The sequence below is a fragment of the Pontibacter vulgaris genome (assembly GCF_022758145.1).
In the GTDB taxonomy this organism is placed as follows: domain Bacteria; phylum Bacteroidota; class Bacteroidia; order Cytophagales; family Hymenobacteraceae; genus Pontibacter; species Pontibacter vulgaris.
In genome coordinates this window covers 877,225-893,727 of sequence record NZ_JAJVDH010000002.1, presented here as the reverse complement: position 1 = coordinate 893,727, position 16,503 = coordinate 877,225, and the positions used below count along the sequence as shown (strand labels likewise).

General features: G+C 47.3%; 14 protein-coding genes. 11 read left to right on the top strand and 3 right to left on the bottom strand.

Annotated features, from left to right (window positions below; genetic code table 11):
• Nucleotides 1-213 precede the first annotated feature (213 nt).
• The 8 genes from LWP20_RS05075 (at nt 214) to LWP20_RS05040 (ending at nt 8,824) form a co-directional block, all read left to right on the top strand.
• Nucleotides 214-1,644, top strand: coding sequence for a dicarboxylate/amino acid:cation symporter (locus tag LWP20_RS05075; protein ID WP_242927026.1), 1,431 nt, complete (start codon nt 214-216; stop codon nt 1,642-1,644).
• Between the two features lie 209 nt (nt 1,645-1,853).
• The gene (locus tag LWP20_RS05070; protein WP_242927025.1) at nt 1,854-3,209 is read left to right on the top strand and encodes a M16 family metallopeptidase; all 1,356 of its coding nucleotides are present in this window, start codon (nt 1,854-1,856) and stop codon (nt 3,207-3,209) included.
• 42 nt (nt 3,210-3,251) lie between these two features.
• Nucleotides 3,252-4,889, top strand: a complete 1,638-nt coding sequence (locus LWP20_RS05065; protein WP_242927024.1) for a M16 family metallopeptidase — start codon at nt 3,252-3,254, stop codon at nt 4,887-4,889.
• Between the two features lie 309 nt (nt 4,890-5,198).
• Entirely contained in the window at nt 5,199-6,212 is a 1,014-nt protein-coding gene (locus tag LWP20_RS05060; RefSeq protein ID WP_242927023.1) for a c-type cytochrome, read from the top strand.
• A gap of 116 nt (nt 6,213-6,328) precedes the next feature.
• The gene (locus LWP20_RS05055) at nt 6,329-6,766 is read left to right on the top strand and encodes an RDD family protein (protein ID WP_242927022.1); all 438 of its coding nucleotides are present in this window, start codon (nt 6,329-6,331) and stop codon (nt 6,764-6,766) included.
• A gap of 85 nt (nt 6,767-6,851) precedes the next feature.
• Complete coding sequence (locus tag LWP20_RS05050) at nt 6,852-7,721, top strand: T9SS type A sorting domain-containing protein (protein WP_242927021.1); 870 nt, start codon at nt 6,852-6,854, stop codon at nt 7,719-7,721.
• Nucleotides 7,722-7,803: 82 nt separating this feature from the next.
• On the top strand, nt 7,804-8,298 hold the full coding sequence (locus LWP20_RS05045; protein ID WP_242927020.1) for a methylated-DNA--[protein]-cysteine S-methyltransferase: 495 nt from the start codon (nt 7,804-7,806) through the stop codon (nt 8,296-8,298).
• Nucleotides 8,299-8,392: 94 nt separating this feature from the next.
• The gene (locus LWP20_RS05040) at nt 8,393-8,824 is read left to right on the top strand and encodes an RDD family protein (RefSeq protein ID WP_242927019.1); all 432 of its coding nucleotides are present in this window, start codon (nt 8,393-8,395) and stop codon (nt 8,822-8,824) included.
• Between the two features lie 95 nt (nt 8,825-8,919).
• Here LWP20_RS05040 and LWP20_RS05035 read toward each other — a convergent pair whose 3' ends face one another.
• From LWP20_RS05035 to LWP20_RS05025, 3 genes are all read right to left on the bottom strand, one after another.
• Nucleotides 8,920-9,498, bottom strand: a complete 579-nt coding sequence (locus tag LWP20_RS05035; protein WP_242927018.1) for a SixA phosphatase family protein — start codon at nt 9,496-9,498, stop codon at nt 8,920-8,922.
• Between the two features lie 43 nt (nt 9,499-9,541).
• Nucleotides 9,542-12,418 carry a tetratricopeptide repeat protein gene (locus LWP20_RS05030; RefSeq protein WP_242927017.1) on the bottom strand — a complete coding sequence of 959 codons (2,877 nt, stop codon included), beginning with the start codon at nt 12,416-12,418 and terminating at the stop codon, nt 9,542-9,544.
• Between the two features lie 174 nt (nt 12,419-12,592).
• Nucleotides 12,593-13,300 (bottom strand): phosphatase PAP2 family protein, encoded by a 708-nt coding sequence (locus tag LWP20_RS05025; RefSeq protein WP_242927016.1) that lies wholly within the window; start codon nt 13,298-13,300, stop codon nt 12,593-12,595.
• 141 nt (nt 13,301-13,441) lie between these two features.
• Here LWP20_RS05025 and LWP20_RS05020 point away from each other — a divergent pair, with 141 nt between their 5' ends.
• The 3 genes from LWP20_RS05020 to LWP20_RS05010 are packed head-to-tail and all read left to right on the top strand — an operon-like array spanning nt 13,442 to nt 16,462.
• Nucleotides 13,442-14,182: a glycosyltransferase gene (locus LWP20_RS05020; RefSeq protein ID WP_242927015.1), complete on the top strand. Its 741-nt coding sequence runs from the start codon at nt 13,442-13,444 to the stop codon at nt 14,180-14,182.
• Nucleotides 14,175-14,828: a lipid-A-disaccharide synthase N-terminal domain-containing protein gene (locus LWP20_RS05015; RefSeq protein ID WP_242927014.1), complete on the top strand. Its 654-nt coding sequence runs from the start codon at nt 14,175-14,177 to the stop codon at nt 14,826-14,828. Before LWP20_RS05020 ends, LWP20_RS05015 begins: the two co-directional genes overlap by 8 nt.
• 5 nt (nt 14,829-14,833) lie before the next feature.
• Nucleotides 14,834-16,462, top strand: coding sequence for an ArnT family glycosyltransferase (locus LWP20_RS05010; protein WP_242927013.1), 1,629 nt, complete (start codon nt 14,834-14,836; stop codon nt 16,460-16,462).
• The last annotated feature ends 41 nt before the right edge of the window (nt 16,463-16,503 follow it).

The following is a 16,503-nucleotide window of genomic DNA, read 5'->3' as shown; positions in this document are numbered from 1 at the left end:
ACAAATTCCTAAAAGTATACTGCTACTCCCTAAATTAAAGTGGGATATAAGCCCTCAGCCCTTTGCCAATGTGCACTAAAAACTTATATTTGCTATGTTTTTATACCTGTGCATCCATGGTAATCAAGTGTTAAGGGCATTTTTGCTGCTTGCAACCAATGCGCATTACTTACGGCAAAGCACCCAAAGCCAATTGCCCTTATTTATTCTTTTATGAAAAAATCTTTTATTCCACGCCTTACCCTGCTCGTAATCTCGATTGCGGCTATACTTACCGTATTGCAGCAGAATCAGCTGCTGGCGCTCCCTGAAGCGGCAATGATGGCTATCCGTTGGGCCGCTATCGGCGTCCTGATCATGTATGGCGTACAGAAGCGCTCGCTCACGGCCTGGATCCTGATCAGTATGATAGTCGGGGCTGAGATCGGAAATGATTTCCCGGCTTTCTCCCAGAACCTCAATGTGCTCAGCAAGGTCTTCCTGAAGCTGATAAAAACCATTATTGCACCGCTGATATTTGCTACGCTGGTGGTAGGTATAGCTGGCCACTCTAACCTGAAACAGGTGGGTAGCATGGGCTGGAAAGCCATTTTATACTTTGAGATTGTAACTACACTGGCCCTTTTCATTGGTCTTGCAGCCATAAACATAAGCCAGGCAGGCGTTGGCATTACACTTAAAGCCGAGAACCACGAAGGTATAACAGCAGCTCCAAAACAAACTGTTTCTGATATCATTCTGCACGTTTTCCCTGAGAACATAGCCAAATCGGTAGCGGAAGGCCAGGTACTTCAGATCGTGATTTTCAGTGTGCTGTTTGCCATTGGTCTGGCTATGGTTGCCAAAGAAAAGCGCAAGCCAATGCTTGATTTCTGCGAAAGCCTTGCCGAAACCATGTTCAAATTCACGAACGTGATCATGTACTTTGCGCCAATTGGTGTGGGTGCTGCCATTGCCTATACGGTAGGCCATATGGGCTTCGGTATTTTGGTAAACCTGTTCCAGTTGCTGGCAACCCTTTATGTAGCTTTGCTTGCCTTCCTGGTGCTGGTACTGTTGCCGGTAGCGCTTATTGCCCGCGTACCTGTTAAACGTTTCCTGCAGGCCATTTCCGGACCGGTTTCCATTGCATTTGCCACTACCAGTTCCGAGGCTGCCCTGCCACGCGCCATGGAAGAAATGGAAAAACTGGGTGTGCCACGCCGTATAGTTGCTTTCGTAATGCCTACCGGTTATAGCTTTAACCTGGATGGTACAACTTTATACTTATCGCTTGCATCCATCTTCGTAGCGCAGGCTGCGGGCATTCATATGAGCTGGTCGCAGCAGTTGCTGATGGTATTTACCCTGATGCTGACAAGTAAAGGGGTAGCTGGTGTGCCGCGTGCATCTCTGGTTATACTTTTAGGTACGGCTGCTTCATTCAACCTGCCTGTAGAGCCAATCTTTATTATACTTGGTATAGATGAATTGATGGACATGGCCCGTACTTCGGTAAACGTTACGGGTAACTGCCTTGCAACGGCCGTTGTGGCCCGCTGGGAAGGAGAGTTTAACCCGGAGCCTGAAACAGGCCTGGTAGCAACTTCCAGTCCTGAAATAGCCGAAAAAATAGCTGAAAAGGAAAACCACCCGATTCATTAACCTGGATCAGGAACTATAAACAAAAAGGCCCGGCTATACTTGCCGGGCCTTTTTGTTTTTCAAAAGTATTCTCAAAGTATGTTTGCCGATAAAACCTATCCATTCGTCGAGTTTACCGTTCGTACTACAAAGCTAAAAATTCAGAATAGCTATATTTAAGCTTTAAAACAGAACCTTTTGGTTTAAAACCTTTACCTAAAAGTGTAACCATGAAAAACAGATTTGTAGCCTTGCTGTTGCTTTTTGCTGTTGCTGTATCGTCGGCAGTGGCGCAGGGCAGCCAGAGCAAGAAAATTTTGCCCTACCCTATCCATCAGAAAATGCTGAATAACGGCCTGAACGTAGTAACTGTACCTTATAACAGCCCGGGCATTGCTGCCTTTTACTTAGTAGTCAGAGCGGGCTCGCGCGAGGAAGTAGAAAAAGGCAAAACCGGCTTTGCGCACTTTTTCGAGCACATGATGTTCCGGGGCACCGACAAGTATAGCAAAGAGGCTTATGGCGATATTATGAAAGCGATGGGCGCTGCGGCCAACGCCAATACCTCTATAGACCGCACCATGTATTACATGACCGGTAACAAGGAAATGCTGGACAAGATGTTTGAGATTGAGGCAGACCGCTTCCAGAACCTGAAGTATAGCGTGCACGATTTTAAAACAGAAGCCGGTGCCGTGAAGGGTGAATACACAAAGAACTCGGCCAGCCCTTACCAGCAATTGTATGAAAAAACGGCCAGCACCGCTTTTACAAAACATACTTACGCGCACACTACCATGGGCTTTTTCGAGGATGTGGTGGATATGCCAAACCAGTATGATTACTCGCTAACTTTCTTCGATCGTTTTTATCGCCCTGAATACACCACTATAATGGTAGTAGGCGATGTAAAACCGGAGCAGGTAAACCAGCTGGCAGCGCAGTATTTCGGTAACTGGAAGCGCGGCAACTATAAACCTGACATTGCAACAGAGCCAAAGCAAACCGAAACCCGCTACGCCCACGTGAAACAAGCCGGCTTCCCGCCATACCTGAGCCTGAACTATAAAGGCCCCGCTTTTAACGACAAAAGTAAAGACCTGCCAGCCCTGAACATACTTACAACCATACTTTTTGCAGAGAACTCTGACCTGTACCGCAAACTTGTTATAAACGAGCAGAAAGCCCGCTTTATAGGTGGCGGCGCACAGTTTGCCCGCGACCCTAACCTGATCTCTGTTTCAGCTTCTGTGGTTAAGCCGGAGGACATGCAATACATTAAAGATGAGATAACAAAAACGCTGAACAATGCGAAAACAAAGCCTATTGATGCCAAAAAAATAGAAGAAACGAAGTCACGCATCAAGTATAGCTTTGCCATGAGCATGGATAGCCCTGACGCAATTGCCAACGCCCTGGGCCGCTATATTTGGCTTACAGGCAACCCGGAATCGCTTAACAACATTTACAGCGTTTACGATACCATTACAGCTAAAGACCTGATGGATGTGGCCAAAAAGTACTTCGTGAACCAGACACTTACTATCGGTACCATCTCGCCGGCCGAAAAGTCGCCGGTAAAGTAATCCGGTTTAAATAAAATCAAGACCTATATCAATCGCTATAGCATGAAAAAATTAGCTGCCTATATATTGCCTGTTGCGTTGGTTGCAGCGTCCTGCGCCAAACAACCGCAGGCATCTCAGCAAAGCACCGCAACAACCACCGCCGTTACTACTACAATGCCTGTTGCCTACGATGCCAACCTGGCTTTTGCACCGGATAAAGTAGTGGAACTGCAGAACCCGCAATCAAATAAAGTAATCATCAAGCTGATGTTTAAGAACGGTTCTATGTCGGACCCGAAAGGCAAGGAAGGCCTTACTTATACTACAGCCGAAATGATTACGGAAAGTGGCACAAAGGATATGACCACTGCCCAGATAAAGGATAAGCTTTTCCCGATGGCGGCAGGCTATTCTGCCAACGTGGATAAAGAAGTAACCACTTTTACTTTTGAAGTGCACCAGGATTTCCTGAACGAATTTTACCCGATTGTTCGTGGCCTGTTGCTAACACCTGCATTTGCCGAAGAAGATTTCAAGCGCGTACTCTCGAACCAGCAAAACTATGTAGACCAGGTAATCCGGGCATCGTCGGATGAAGAGTATAGCAAAAAGGCTCTCGAAGATCTGCTGTTCCGGGGCACCAACTACCAGCACACGCCTGAGGGCACATCGGCTGGTGTTAAAAGTATAACCCTGGATGATGTTAAGAACCACTGGCGCCAATACTTTACCCGCAACAACGTAATGATCGGGATAGCCGGTAACTATAGCCAGGATTTCCTTAACAAAGTAAAAGCCGATGTGGCGCAGCTATCGGAGGTAAAACCAAACATACCACTGGCCGGGCAGCCAAATAGGCCAAACGGAGTTCAGGTAGAGATTATTCAGAAAAGCGATGCGCTGGGTTCCGCTGTATTTACAGGTATGCCTTTGCCGGTTACACGTTCTGCCAATGATTTTGCTGCCCTTATGGTGGCCAACTCATACCTAGGCGAGCACCGCAAAAGTTACGGTAAACTATATGACAAAATCCGTACAACGCGCTCTATGAACTATGGCGACTACTCTTACATTGAGTGGTACGACAACGGTGGAAGCTACCAGTTACCAAACCCGGGCGTGCCGCGCACTTCCAATTACTTTGCCTTGTGGCTGCGCCCGGTTCAGATTGCCGAAGGCCTGAAACAACAATATGCAGAGCTAAAGGATATTAACGTTGGCCATGCACACTTTGCCCTTCGCCTGGCCGTGCGTGAGGTAGACAACCTGATTAAAAACGGTATGACGGCTGAAGAATTTGAGCTCACACGCAAGTTTCTGCGCTCCTACATGAAACTCTACATCCAGACAGAAGAGAAGCAACTGGGCTTTTTAATGGATTCACGCTTCTACGGCCGCCAGAATTATATCCAGGAAATGGACCGCCTGCTGGCTAAGTTAACAGTAGATGATGTAAACAAAGCTGTTAAAAAATACTGGCAGGTAGATAATATGTTCGTTACCGTTGTTACCGACGACAGCGAAGCAGAGCCTCTGAAACAAGCCCTGCTGAACAACACACCATCGCCGATGAGCTATTCTAACCTGGTAAAAGAAGGCTTGCCAAAAGAAGTGCTGGCTGAAGATGCTGAGATCGCCAACTATAAACTAAATGTAAAAGACGTAAAGATCGTGGATAGCAAAGACACGTTCAGATAAGTTTTTAACAACTCAAACAAGAAAGGAGAACTTCGAAAGTTCTCCTTTCTTGTTTTTACCAATATACTTTTGGCCTCAACTACATCTGCTTACAAGTAAAACCAAAACCCTGTCCTGCCCATTAAAGCCGGCACATGCACCGACAACTTCTAGCCCCTTTATTTTTGTTCTATTTTACCATTCCCTACAAGGTGTTTACTCAAAACTACCGCCTGGATCATAAGTTGCTATTTTAATAAGTATAATTTTTTATTAAAATTACCATATTATTTAAGTATACTTTCAATCTCATCTGTTCTTCCTGTGTTTATGAAAAAGGCCTTTAAAATTATTGGGTATATAGTTGTGGGTATTGTGCTTGTTATTGCAGCAGGCGTTTTATACCTCCGCTATACTTTCCCTAAAGTAGATGCAGCCCCTGTACTATCTGTTAATAAGACAGCTGCACTAGAAAAACGAGGTGAATACCTGGCAAACCATGTGGCAGTGTGTATCGATTGCCATTCGTCGCGCGACTGGTCCCGTTTTTCAGGCCCTTTAGTGCCGGGTACAGAAGGAAAAGGTGGAGATAAATTTGACCAGAACATGGGTTTTCCGGGCACTTTTTATGCTAAAAACATAACTTCAGACAAGGAAACCGGTGTTGGCGCTTGGACCGATGGCGAACTGTACCGTGCCATTACGATGGGTGTAAGTAAAAACGGCGAGCCACTTTTCCCGCTGATGCCTTATAAAGCTTTCAACCAGATGGCCGAACAGGATGTACATGCCATTATCGCTTATATCCGTACGCTGGCCCCTGTTAAAAATGTTGTACCTAAATCGGAGCCTGATTTTCCATTCAGCCTGATCCTGCGTACCCTGCCTGAAAACCGCCCGCTGGCAACTGCAAAAGACCCTGAGCTTAAAGACCCTGTACTTAAAGGAAAATACCTGTTCACGATGGCCTCCTGTGCTGAATGCCATACACCACAGGATAAAGACGGGCCTCTCGAAGGCATGTATCTGGCAGGCGGCGTAGAATTTAAATTTCCGAATAATGCCGTTGTGCGTTCTGCTAACCTCACCCCGGATAAAGAAACCGGCATAGGTACCTGGACAGAGGATACTTTCGTTCAGCGCTTTAAATCGAGAGGCAATCCGGAGGCTTTGGCAAAAGTAAGCCCTGACGGGTATAACTCAGTAATGCCATGGAGTATGTATGGCGGCATGGAAGAAGAAGACCTGCGTGCCATTTACAAGTACCTGCGCACTGTTGAGCCAACCAAAAACAAAGTGATCAAATTTTCGCCTGCGCCTAAAGCAACAGCCAGTAAATCCTGATAAAGTATAAAGTATAAATCATAGCAAAAACAGAGAAGCCACCCGTTGCGGTGGCTTTTTCGTTGCCATTGTGCGGTAATTACCTTATCATTAGCACAGATTTACTACTCTTTTACATGAATACCTTTACACAAGAAACAACCCCTACCTACGCCAGCTTCTGGGCCAGATTTGCAGCCGCTTTACTGGATGGCATTGTTGCCTTTATGCTTACCTTCCTGCTCATACTTACCTGGAGCGCGGTGACCACCCTTAACCTGCAAAACCCTGAAACTTCGCTGCAACTGAACCTGGCTGGCCTTGTACTGGGTTGGTTATACTATGCCGGCATGGAAAGCTCTAAATACCAGGCTACTTTTGGCAAGCAAATAATGGGAGTTTTTGTAACAGACGAGCGTGGCGTGCGGCCTTCGTTTGCAAAAGCCACAGGGCGTTATCTTTCCAAGATCATATCATCGGCAATTTTTTTCATCGGGTATATTATGGCTGGCTTTACAGACAAAAACCAGGCCCTTCACGATATTATTGCCGGTACACTTGTCTTCAGAAGGTAACGCATAAATTTATTTTATCCCTTTAAACCTATGGCTTCTGTTCCAGTCTTAGAAGTATAAACCTAACCCTTTAACCTCTATGTACTTGAACAGAATAAAAAACCTGATGCTGCTGGTGTTGCTGGTCGCAATCAGTACGGCAACGCTTGCCGGGGGCAAACAAAAGAACCCCGAGCTGCGCAAAGAACTGCACACTTACATGCAGAAAAATGTGCGCCCCGTGCTACGCGCGCAACGCCTGAAACTGGAAAAAGAAATATCGGCCAAAGACAAGCAGGAAATAGAAAAACTGCGCCAGCAATTACAGCAAACCCGCCAGGAAGGCAAAGCCCTGAAAGAGCAGCTTAAAGCAGCCCGTGGCGAAAACAAAACACCGCTTACCGATGCCCAGAAAGCCCAGGTAAAAGCACAGCACGAAAAAGTAAAGCAAGTATACACAGCTGCTGCAGCCATTGCCGAAAGGTATAAAACGCAGATGCAACGCATAAAGGTAGACCTGCGTGATGACCGCACCAAATGGGATGCCGACATTAAAGCAATTCTGGCCAAGTATGGCGTAACGCCTGAAGCCGGAGAGAAAGGCAAACATAAAAAACGTGGCGGCGCATACATGCAGTACAACCACCTGCTGCGCCCGGCCCAGTTTATACTTTGGGATGGCTCTGAAAAGGAAGTACGCAAAGCCGGTAAAAGCAAAAAAGACAAAGAAGTATCGGTTTATCCGAACCCGGCAACCAATGCTAATACCATTGCCTATTCTGTAGCCAAACAGGGCAATGTAAAAATAACCCTGCTGGATGAAAAAGGCACCACCCTGCGCACCCTCCTGAACGAGAATAAGGCACCAGGAAAATATACCCTGGAAGTTAACCTGCGCGACCTGCCAAATGCTACTTACTATTATAAAATAGAAACAGCCGCCGGCTCCGATACCAAACGCTTAATAAAGAGATAACCCCTTTACCCTGTGCAAAAAGCCGGCGCCATGTGCCGGCTTTTTTGTTGCTATACGGCCGCAAATTTCTTAACTTACAGGTATGGCTACCGAGATTTATACTACCTGTTACCCCTCTCCTATTGGTGTTGTTAAAATTACAGGCACGGATACGGGCATCTGCAGCACACTTTTCTGCGAAGACGAAGTTGTAGTTTCGGAGCATGTGCCGGATGTGTTAAAGCAGTGCGTGCAGCAACTGGATGAATATTTTACCGGGCAGCGCCGCGACTTTGATCTCCCGCTTGTGCCTGCAGGCACCGTGTTTCAGCAACAAGTATGGGAGCAGCTTAAAAGTATACCTTTTGGCAAAACAAATTCTTATATGGATGTAGCCAGGAGCATTTCCGGAGAGAAAGCCATTAGGGCCGTAGGAGCAGCCAATGGCAGAAACCCGCTGTGTATACTTGTGCCCTGCCATCGCGTAATCGGCAGTGACGGCAGCCTGACAGGCTACGCCGGTGGCCTATGGCGCAAAGAGTGGCTGCTGCGCCACGAAGGCATTCTTCAGCCTGAAAAGCAGCTTACATTATTTTAATATCAGTTTACCCTTCATAACATACCACATACCGCAACTTGTAAGCCGCGCTATAGTATAAGTCATTACGCACTCTACTATAAGCACTTAGCACATGCAAGCGGTATACTCTACATCAAAAAACAACGTTGAACTGGCCGACATGGGAGTTCGTGTGGTTGCTTTTGCTATAGATGCTCTGCTGCTGCTGGCTGTTATTGGCCTGGAAGATTATTTTACGATCAGCAGCGACGAGACTGCCTTTCTCCTAAAGCCTGAATTATTCCTGCATTTTTTACTGGGCTGGCTATACTTTGCCGGAGCCGAAAGTTGTGCCATACAAGCCACTATAGGCAAGCAATTACTGGGGCTTCGGGTTAAAAATGTTAATGGAACGTGCCTCAGTTTTAAAAAAGCCTCCGTACGTTACGCTGCAAAGCCCATCACAATGGTTATCGTGATTTTCAGGTTTATTACAGGCAACTATCACTCTGATAAAAACACCCTGCACGACCGCCTGGCCGAGTCTATGGTTGTGAAACGATAATTCACTCCTATACTTCACCCAACTTTTACTTATACTTTTAGCATAAAAAAGCCCCGCATACTTTCTGGTAGCGGGGCTTTGTATGTTATAGCTGCTTAGTTGGCAGGTGTGCCGAAATGCGCGGTTTTAACGGCTATGCCATTATCAGGTGCCAGGGCCAGCCTGAACAGATAATCGTATTGGTGATCTGAAATATCTGAAACCGGGCGCTTGCCACCAAAGGCTTCTATTATTGGCAGCAAGGTATTTGAGTGCCCCGCCACTACAACTGTTTTACCGCTATAGTTTGTCAGGATCTGTGTTTTCAGGCCATTAAAATCATGTGCTTCGTATTGGGTAATAGCCAGGTTTCGTTCATCAGCTAAAGGCTTAAGCGTATTCTGGGTACGGATATACTTGGTAGCAAAAAGTGCATCTACCTGCTGCCCCTGCATTAGAGCACGAAATGCCTCAACTCTCGCTTTGCCAGCTTCTGTAAGATCCGGATCCTGGTTATCAGGGTTAGAAATATCTTTTTCGGCGTGGCGCACAATGTAAATAATTGTGGAGTCGGCAGGTGCCGCGGCAGCATTACTTGACATAACAGCTTCGCTTTCGGAAGATGTGGTACGGCAGGAAAAAAGCCCTGCCAGCAACAGTACAAGTAAAAATGGTAAGCGTAAAATAACTTTCATGTGTGTAGATTAGATTGGTTATAAAAGTATAGTTTGTGTCTGTTTAAAGTTGTGCCAGTTTTACTCCTTCGGCTTTTACCTGTTCCGCCTGCTGGATTTTACCCTGCTGCTGCAAGAGGTTTGAAAGCTGCTGCCGTGCCTCAAATTGGTAAGGATTTTCTTTCAAAGCAGTTTTGTAAGCTTTCCTGGCCTTTTTTGGTTCCTTTGCCGCTTCGTTTAGCTGCCCTTGTGCCAATAATTTATTTGCTGCATCAGCTGATGTGGCAGCTTCCGGTAACTGTGCCAGTACTTCGGCCGCTTTCTCTTTTTCGCCTAAGGCTGCATACACGCCAGCCAACCTGTGCAGATCGGTTCGCAGTTTTGCTTTGCCATCAAGTATAGGTTGCAGTGCTTCACGGGCGCCTGCCTTATCACCTGCCTTCAGCTTAAAAGCTGCCAGCCTGACCATAAAATCAGGGCGGGCATTGCCGGCCGCAGCCAGAATGCGCTGTGCTTCTTCCAATGTCGCAATGGCCTCGCTATACTTGCCCTGGGCAGCCAGCACATCGGCATATTGCAAGCGCAGTTCGTAATTTTGCGGCTTCTGCGCCACTATTTTCGACAGCACTTCTACAGCCTCTGGTGCAATCCGGGTGGTGCCTTTCAGGTAATTGGCATAGGCCAGGGCTTCATCGCGCCGGTCGCGGAGGTAAGTAGAAATAGTTGGCGCATCTTTCAAGTATGATTCTGCTACCGCTATTGCCTGTGGCACCATCCCGTACGAAGTATAAAACTCCCGGAAACTACGGTTTACCTGTGCCCGCGTCAGCAGGTCGTCTTCCAGCGCTATGGCTTTTTCGTACAATTTTGCCTGCTCAGCTACTGCTTTCTTTCCCGATAGTTTACCGGCGCGGCGCATATTTTCCTGCAGTTCTGCTTCAGCTACATAAACAGGCGCATACTTCGGGTTTATACTTTCAGCTTTTCGCAGGAAGGATTTGGCAGCTTCATAATCGTTTTGCTGTTGCTTCAGGCCGGCATACGCCAGTAGCGCTGGTTGGTAACTGGCATCCCAGGTAAGGGCGGTATCCAGCAGGGCTGCTGCGCTGGCAAATTCTTTTTTCCCTTCGGCTCGCTCTGCCAGGTTCAGGTATACTTGCGCCCAGTTGCTGGCCATTGCCTGCTTATCGCCTGCCAGGTAGGCTCGCTGGCGTTGCACCAGTTTATCCAGGAAAGTATAAAGCTCCGGGTCTTTGGCTTTCAGGTCGGCGGTGGTGTTAATGGACTTATGGTTGAGCGGATGCACTTTTACAGGCTCAAAGTATGCCGGATAGGTCTGGGCCAGGTACTCGTGCTCGTTGTTGGCGGAGTAATAATCCAAAGTCCTGCCTTCTTTCATGGCATTGTTATAGAGGCGGCGTACTTCGCGGTTTTCGGCATCGGTAAAAACACGGCCGTGGTAAAGGTGGGTATACTCATGCAGCACCACGTTGCGCTCCAGGAAAGAGCCCCGCACAACATATTCGATGGCAGCAGCGCCGCTTCCTACCCCACGGATATCCATCCATTGGCGGTTATCAAAGGTGGTAGCCTGCCGGAAGTAGGGCGATTTCATGGCAATAGCCAGGTCGATGTGCAGCGGCGGTACCACGAATGTTTCGCCCATCCTGGACAGGAACGGGAAGTATACGATGCTTTCATACAACTGCGACCACACCATTTTCTGCACAGTATTGCCCGGGTAGTAGCTCACATCCGGAAACACGCGCGCAAAATTTACAGGGTCCTTTATTGCTGTTCTCTCAATTACCTGGTTCAGCGAATCGTAGGCGGCAAGGTAAGTAAGCTGCTTTTGTTTGATAACGGCGGCCATGGCGTTATGTGCCGAGCCATAATGTTTTTTATACTTGAGAATGCGCTGAAAAATAGCCTGGGCAGAATCCAGGCGTGCCTCGCGTGGCATATCGAAAGCCATGTAGTAAGCCGAGCCACGCAGCATCTCCGGCAAAACTGACTCCGGATAGCTTTTCTGTACCTGTTGTGCTGCTGCCAAAGCTTCCTGAACTTTGTTCTGCGAGAGTAGTTTATCGGCCACCTTTAGCTCTTCGCGTACTTTTTCATCAGTTGGGTGTGCATAATCAGCATAGGTAAGGTTGGTGTGGCCATTGCCCCAGTGCCAGTGCGTAACGTAATGCAGTGGGTTTAGCTCCAGGGCCAGTTCCCACTGTGCCGCCATGGCGTTAAGTTGCGTGGCATCTACGCGACGCCAGATAGCATAGCCATAGTTAAAGCGGGCATCGGCATTAAAAGGATCTAAGGTAAGGCTGGTAATAAGAGGCTTTTCAGCCAACTCCGGCTTCTGGTTCCAGAAATGGACATCAGACTCCAGCAGGTAAGCCGCCGCATTATTCTTGTTCCAGCTTTGTACTTTCTGTGCCCAGTTCAGTGCCTCGCCATACTTTTTCTGCAACATCAGGATGCGGCCTATGGCCAGTGCAGCTTCTTCGTTTTTAGCATTTTGCTGCAATACCTGCTCAGCTGTTGCCAGGGCTTTGGGTAGCTCCCATGCCTGCACCTGTAGTTTGCTTTGCAGCAGCAAAGCTTCGGGTTGCTTCGTGTTCTGTTTTAGTGCCTGCAACACCAGCTTTTCGGCCTGCTTAAACTCATTCTGCAGTATGGCCAGTTTGGCTTTGGCAAGTATAGTTTGGGTGGAAGGTTTGGCAGTGGTCAGCGCCTGGCTTGCTTCCTGCCACATGCCAAGCTCCAGCAACTTTTCGGCTTTGGCGGCTGCGCTTATACTTTTGCTTGCCTGTGCCTGCATTCGTTCCTGCTGAAGTTTTGCTTTTACTTCGGCTATATTATCGGGGTGCTGGGCCAGGCCTGGTACGGCCATAAACAAACCGAAACTATAAAGTATAATTCTTCTGCGAAAGGTATGCATACTGGTGTTACAGGAGCTGATCAAAATACTTTACATTAACCGGAATCATACTTACTGACAGGCACAAAGTATAAACCTGGCAGGTAATCCGGCGTCAGTAACTAAAGTACAGTTCTTTAGGCTTAATTCAAAGCTGATGAACAAGATAGTCCCCTTATCCGGGTAATGGGTTAACTATAATTCTTCGGATGGAGTTTTGGTTTCGTAGCGGCGCAGGTAGGCAATTTCGAGTTTTCGCATCAGGTAAATGGAAATGATAAGCCAGAGCGCCCCTACTGAATACCCGGCCAGTACATCTGTGGCATAATGCACGTTCAGGTAAATCCGGCTGTAACCGATGAGCAAAATCAGCAACGTGAGCACTAGCGTATAGATCCAGCGCAAGGTCTGGTTGGCAACCGTTTGCCATACAATGTAAATCAGCAGGCCATAAAATATGCCCCCGATCATGGCATGCCCGCTCGGGAAGCTCAGGCTGGCCAGTTCCTCCATGGCAGTATCCGGGCGCGGCCTGTCAAAAATGCGCTTCAGGGCCTGGTTAAGTATAGACCCTGAAAAGGAAATCAGCAGCACTTTAAGCCCGAACCAGTGCATCTTTTCAAAAAAGGCAAATATTAACACGACAATTGCAGGAGCTACCAGCAAATATTCGGCAGAAGCAAAAAAAGAAATATATTTCATAAGCTGCGTAATTCCCGGCGAAGTATGGCTGTCGGCAAACGCAAACAAAGCCTGGTCAAAATCTGTTTCCTGCTCAATAAATACTTCGTTCACGATAGTAGAAAACGCCATAATGCAGCCAAAGAAAACAAGCCATACCACAACCAGCTCTGCAGACAACAAAGCCAGCAACTGCCATAACTTTCTGGTCACGTTTTTCATAGTTAAAGTGTAATGGTATGTAGCTGCAGGTTAAGCTTTCAATTGGGCTTATAACGTAATCGCAATAAAATTTTTCAATATTTTCATATACCTTAAATAAAGAAATAAGTATAAAAACATCTACCATAAGTGGCAGTTTTGATGAATGCACTAACCCTTACTATAATAGTACCTGTTTTTAACGAAGAAGGCTGCCTGGCTCGTTTCTGCGAATCTATGGATGCTTTTCTGGAGCAATCGCCGGTGCCGGCGCAGGTGCTTTTCATAAACGATGGCTCTACTGATAACAGCCTGCCAATGCTACGCGAAATATGCCATGCTCGCACGGGGTATGCTTACCTCTCTTTTGAAAAGAACCACGGGTTGAGCACAGCCGTGAAAGCCGGCATAGACCATTGCCAAACTCCCTACGTGGGTTATATAGATTCAGACTTACAAACCTCGCCACTCGATTTTCTGCTGTTTTTTGAGTATTTAGCGGAATACCAGATGGTAAACGGCATCCGGCAAAAACGAAAAGACACCTTCGTAAAAAAAATGTCGTCTAAGATTGCGAACGGCTTTAGAAGGCGCATGATTCAGGATGGCATAGCAGATACCGGCTGCCCGCTTAAAATTATGGATACAGCCTGGGCCAAGCGTATTCCTTTTTTTGATGGTATGCACCGTTTTCTGCCCGCACTTATTCAGTTGCAGGGAGGCAAGGTAAAACAGATACCCGTACAGCATTTTGAGCGTTTTGCTGGCTACTCTAAGTATCACTTGTTCAATCGTTTGTGGGGCCCGCTGCAAGATACTTTTGCCTTCCGTTGGATGCGCAAGCGATATATCCGCTATCGCATAGTGGAGCAGTTTGAAGCCGAGCCTGTGCAGCATGGATAAGAGCGAACTTATTATCTACGGCATTGGTTTGCTGGCCCAGGTGCTTTTTTCGGCCAGGCTACTGGTGCAATGGGTAAAATCGGAGCAGGCTGGCAAAGTACTCTCCCCGGGCTCTTTCTGGACCACCAGTATCATTGCCTCTATCCTGCTCATGGTGTATGGCGCCCTGCGCACCGACCTGGTTATTATTGGCGGGCAAATGATATCCTACTTTATATACCTGCGCAACCTGAAGCTGAAAAACATGTGGGATCAGGTACCATTTATAGTTCGTTGGGCAGCTATACTTTTCCCGTTTATGGCTATTGGCTGGCTCCTTTTCAGCGATACCTATAGTTTTTCCTATATTCTGGAGCACAACAAGATATCAGGAGCATTAATAGCCTGGGGCGGATTGGGGCAGGTAATTTTTACGCTGCGCTTTGTTTACCAGTGGTACCACTCGGAGCGGCTGCAGGTTTCGGTTATACCTACGGGGTTTTGGGCTATCAGCCTGGTGGGCAGCCTGATGATCGTGTCTTACGCTGTTTTCCGGAAAGACCCCGTACTTTTTATCGGTCAGATTTTCGGCCTGGCAGCTTATAGCCGGAATTTATACTTAGGCCTGCGCGAAACACCCTCCCAGCAACCCTCTACCACACGCTAAGCTTTATGCTGAAACAAAATGATGCCTACGGCTCCCGCACCGTACTTCTGCTGCTGACTATACTACTGGCCATACTTTTATACAACCTGGGTGGCTGGGGCGTTATCGAAACCAGCGAGGCCCGTTATGCCGAGATAAGCCGCGAAATGCTGGCTACCGGACACTGGTTGCACCCGCGCCTGCTGGGTATCCTGCACTTTCATAAACCACCTGTTACTTATATAATTACAGCCTGGGGTATGGCTGCTTTTGGCGTTACTGAATTCGGGGCAAGGTTTTTTCTGCAGCTATCGCTGGTGTTGCAGGCCTGGCTGGTTTACAAAATGGGGCTGGAGCTTTTTAAGGCCAAACGGCCTGCCTTTTTTGCGGTAGTTGCTTACATTTCTATGCCTGCTGTACTTATTTCGGCGCGCAACCTTACCACCGACTCCTTCCTGACCACTTTTGAGCTGCTGGCGATCTGGGCCTGGTTATGCTACAAAAACCGGAACAGCCCAGGCTGGCTATACTTATACTTTGCAACCATGGCGTTAGCATTTTTAACTAAAGGCCCTGTAGGTATTATTTTCCCGGTGCTGGTTGCTATAGCTTACAGGCCGGTAACAGGTCTACTACATGGCAAAGCAGCTCATATTTTTACAGCCTTTACACTTTTCCTGCTGCTCAGCGCCTCATGGTATGTTTACCTCATGTGGCAGGAAAAACAGTTTGTAGATTATTTTCTGCTGAAACACACCGTACAACGTTATGCCAACCCCGAAACCTTTGGCCGTTCCAAGCCCTGGTGGTTTTACCTGGTGCTAGCTCCTGCCCTTAGCTTGCCCTGGTCGGCGCTAGTAGCTTTTAGTGCTGCAAGTATAAAACAGATGCCAAAACTACAAAGCCGCTTATTGTTAATATGGCTGCTGGTTCCGCTGGTGTTTTTCTCACTTTCAGGCTCCAAGCTTATACTTTACATCTTGCCGCTTTTCGCTGGCCTGGCACTGCTTGCAGGTTATACGTTACAAGCTTTACCACCCGAACGGCAACAAAAAGCCACTTTTTATACTTGTTTATACTTTGCCATACTTGCGCTGGCATTGCTGGCTGTTCCTTTGGCAGGCTTAGGTATTGAGATACCAATTTGGGCACTTCTTTTCCCGGTGGCTATACTTGCTAGTTTGGCCTTTATACTTCGTTCTTCAAAAGATCCGGGGTTGAAATTTATACTTGCCACACTGGCTTTTACATTATTGCTTATTCCTTACTCAACGTACCTGCTAGGCCATAACCCCGACAAAACCAACAGCAGCACCAGCCTGGTTACTTTTCTCCGGCAAAAGCAGCTTGCAAACAGGCCCTTGCTAGTATATGATGAGTTGTTGCCTTCACTGGCATTTGAGCTAAAAAGAAACATAGTTACCGTGCAGGATAAAAACCGCAAACTTACCCGCGAAACCCAGTTTGAAAGCGACACTACCTGGCGACAACATTACCTGCAGTTATCAAACAAACAAGATGAAGCCCGCCTGCGAAATTTGGTGCAGCAGGAAGCGGTTTTGATTACCGGGGATGAATTGCTGTCAGAGAGAGTCTGGCTAATAAAAAGTTTTAAACATAAGCAGCAGGTTGGGAAGTGGCGGGTGTATTATTGAGATTGATTTCCCCTATCGTTTCAGCTTTACCTCACCCCGGC

Bases quoted from the DNA above. Each gene is read 5' to 3' on its own strand.
- LWP20_RS05075 (WP_242927026.1), top strand. From the start codon at position 214: ATGAAAAAATCTTTTATTCCACGCCTTACCCTGCTCGTAATCTCGATT.
- LWP20_RS05070 (WP_242927025.1), top strand. From the start codon at position 1,854: ATGAAAAACAGATTTGTAGCCTTGCTGTTGCTTTTTGCTGTTGCTGTA.
- LWP20_RS05065 (WP_242927024.1), top strand. From the start codon at position 3,252: ATGAAAAAATTAGCTGCCTATATATTGCCTGTTGCGTTGGTTGCAGCG.
- LWP20_RS05060 (WP_242927023.1), top strand. From the start codon at position 5,199: ATGAAAAAGGCCTTTAAAATTATTGGGTATATAGTTGTGGGTATTGTG.
- LWP20_RS05055 (WP_242927022.1), top strand. From the start codon at position 6,329: ATGAATACCTTTACACAAGAAACAACCCCTACCTACGCCAGCTTCTGG.
- LWP20_RS05045 (WP_242927020.1), top strand. From the start codon at position 7,804: ATGGCTACCGAGATTTATACTACCTGTTACCCCTCTCCTATTGGTGTT.
- LWP20_RS05040 (WP_242927019.1), top strand. From the start codon at position 8,393: ATGCAAGCGGTATACTCTACATCAAAAAACAACGTTGAACTGGCCGAC.
- LWP20_RS05035 (WP_242927018.1), bottom strand. From the start codon at position 9,498: ATGAAAGTTATTTTACGCTTACCATTTTTACTTGTACTGTTGCTGGCA.
- LWP20_RS05030 (WP_242927017.1), bottom strand. From the start codon at position 12,418: ATGCATACCTTTCGCAGAAGAATTATACTTTATAGTTTCGGTTTGTTT.
- LWP20_RS05025 (WP_242927016.1), bottom strand. From the start codon at position 13,300: ATGAAAAACGTGACCAGAAAGTTATGGCAGTTGCTGGCTTTGTTGTCT.
- LWP20_RS05020 (WP_242927015.1), top strand. From the start codon at position 13,442: ATGAATGCACTAACCCTTACTATAATAGTACCTGTTTTTAACGAAGAA.
- LWP20_RS05015 (WP_242927014.1), top strand. From the start codon at position 14,175: ATGGATAAGAGCGAACTTATTATCTACGGCATTGGTTTGCTGGCCCAG.
- LWP20_RS05010 (WP_242927013.1), top strand. From the start codon at position 14,834: ATGCTGAAACAAAATGATGCCTACGGCTCCCGCACCGTACTTCTGCTG.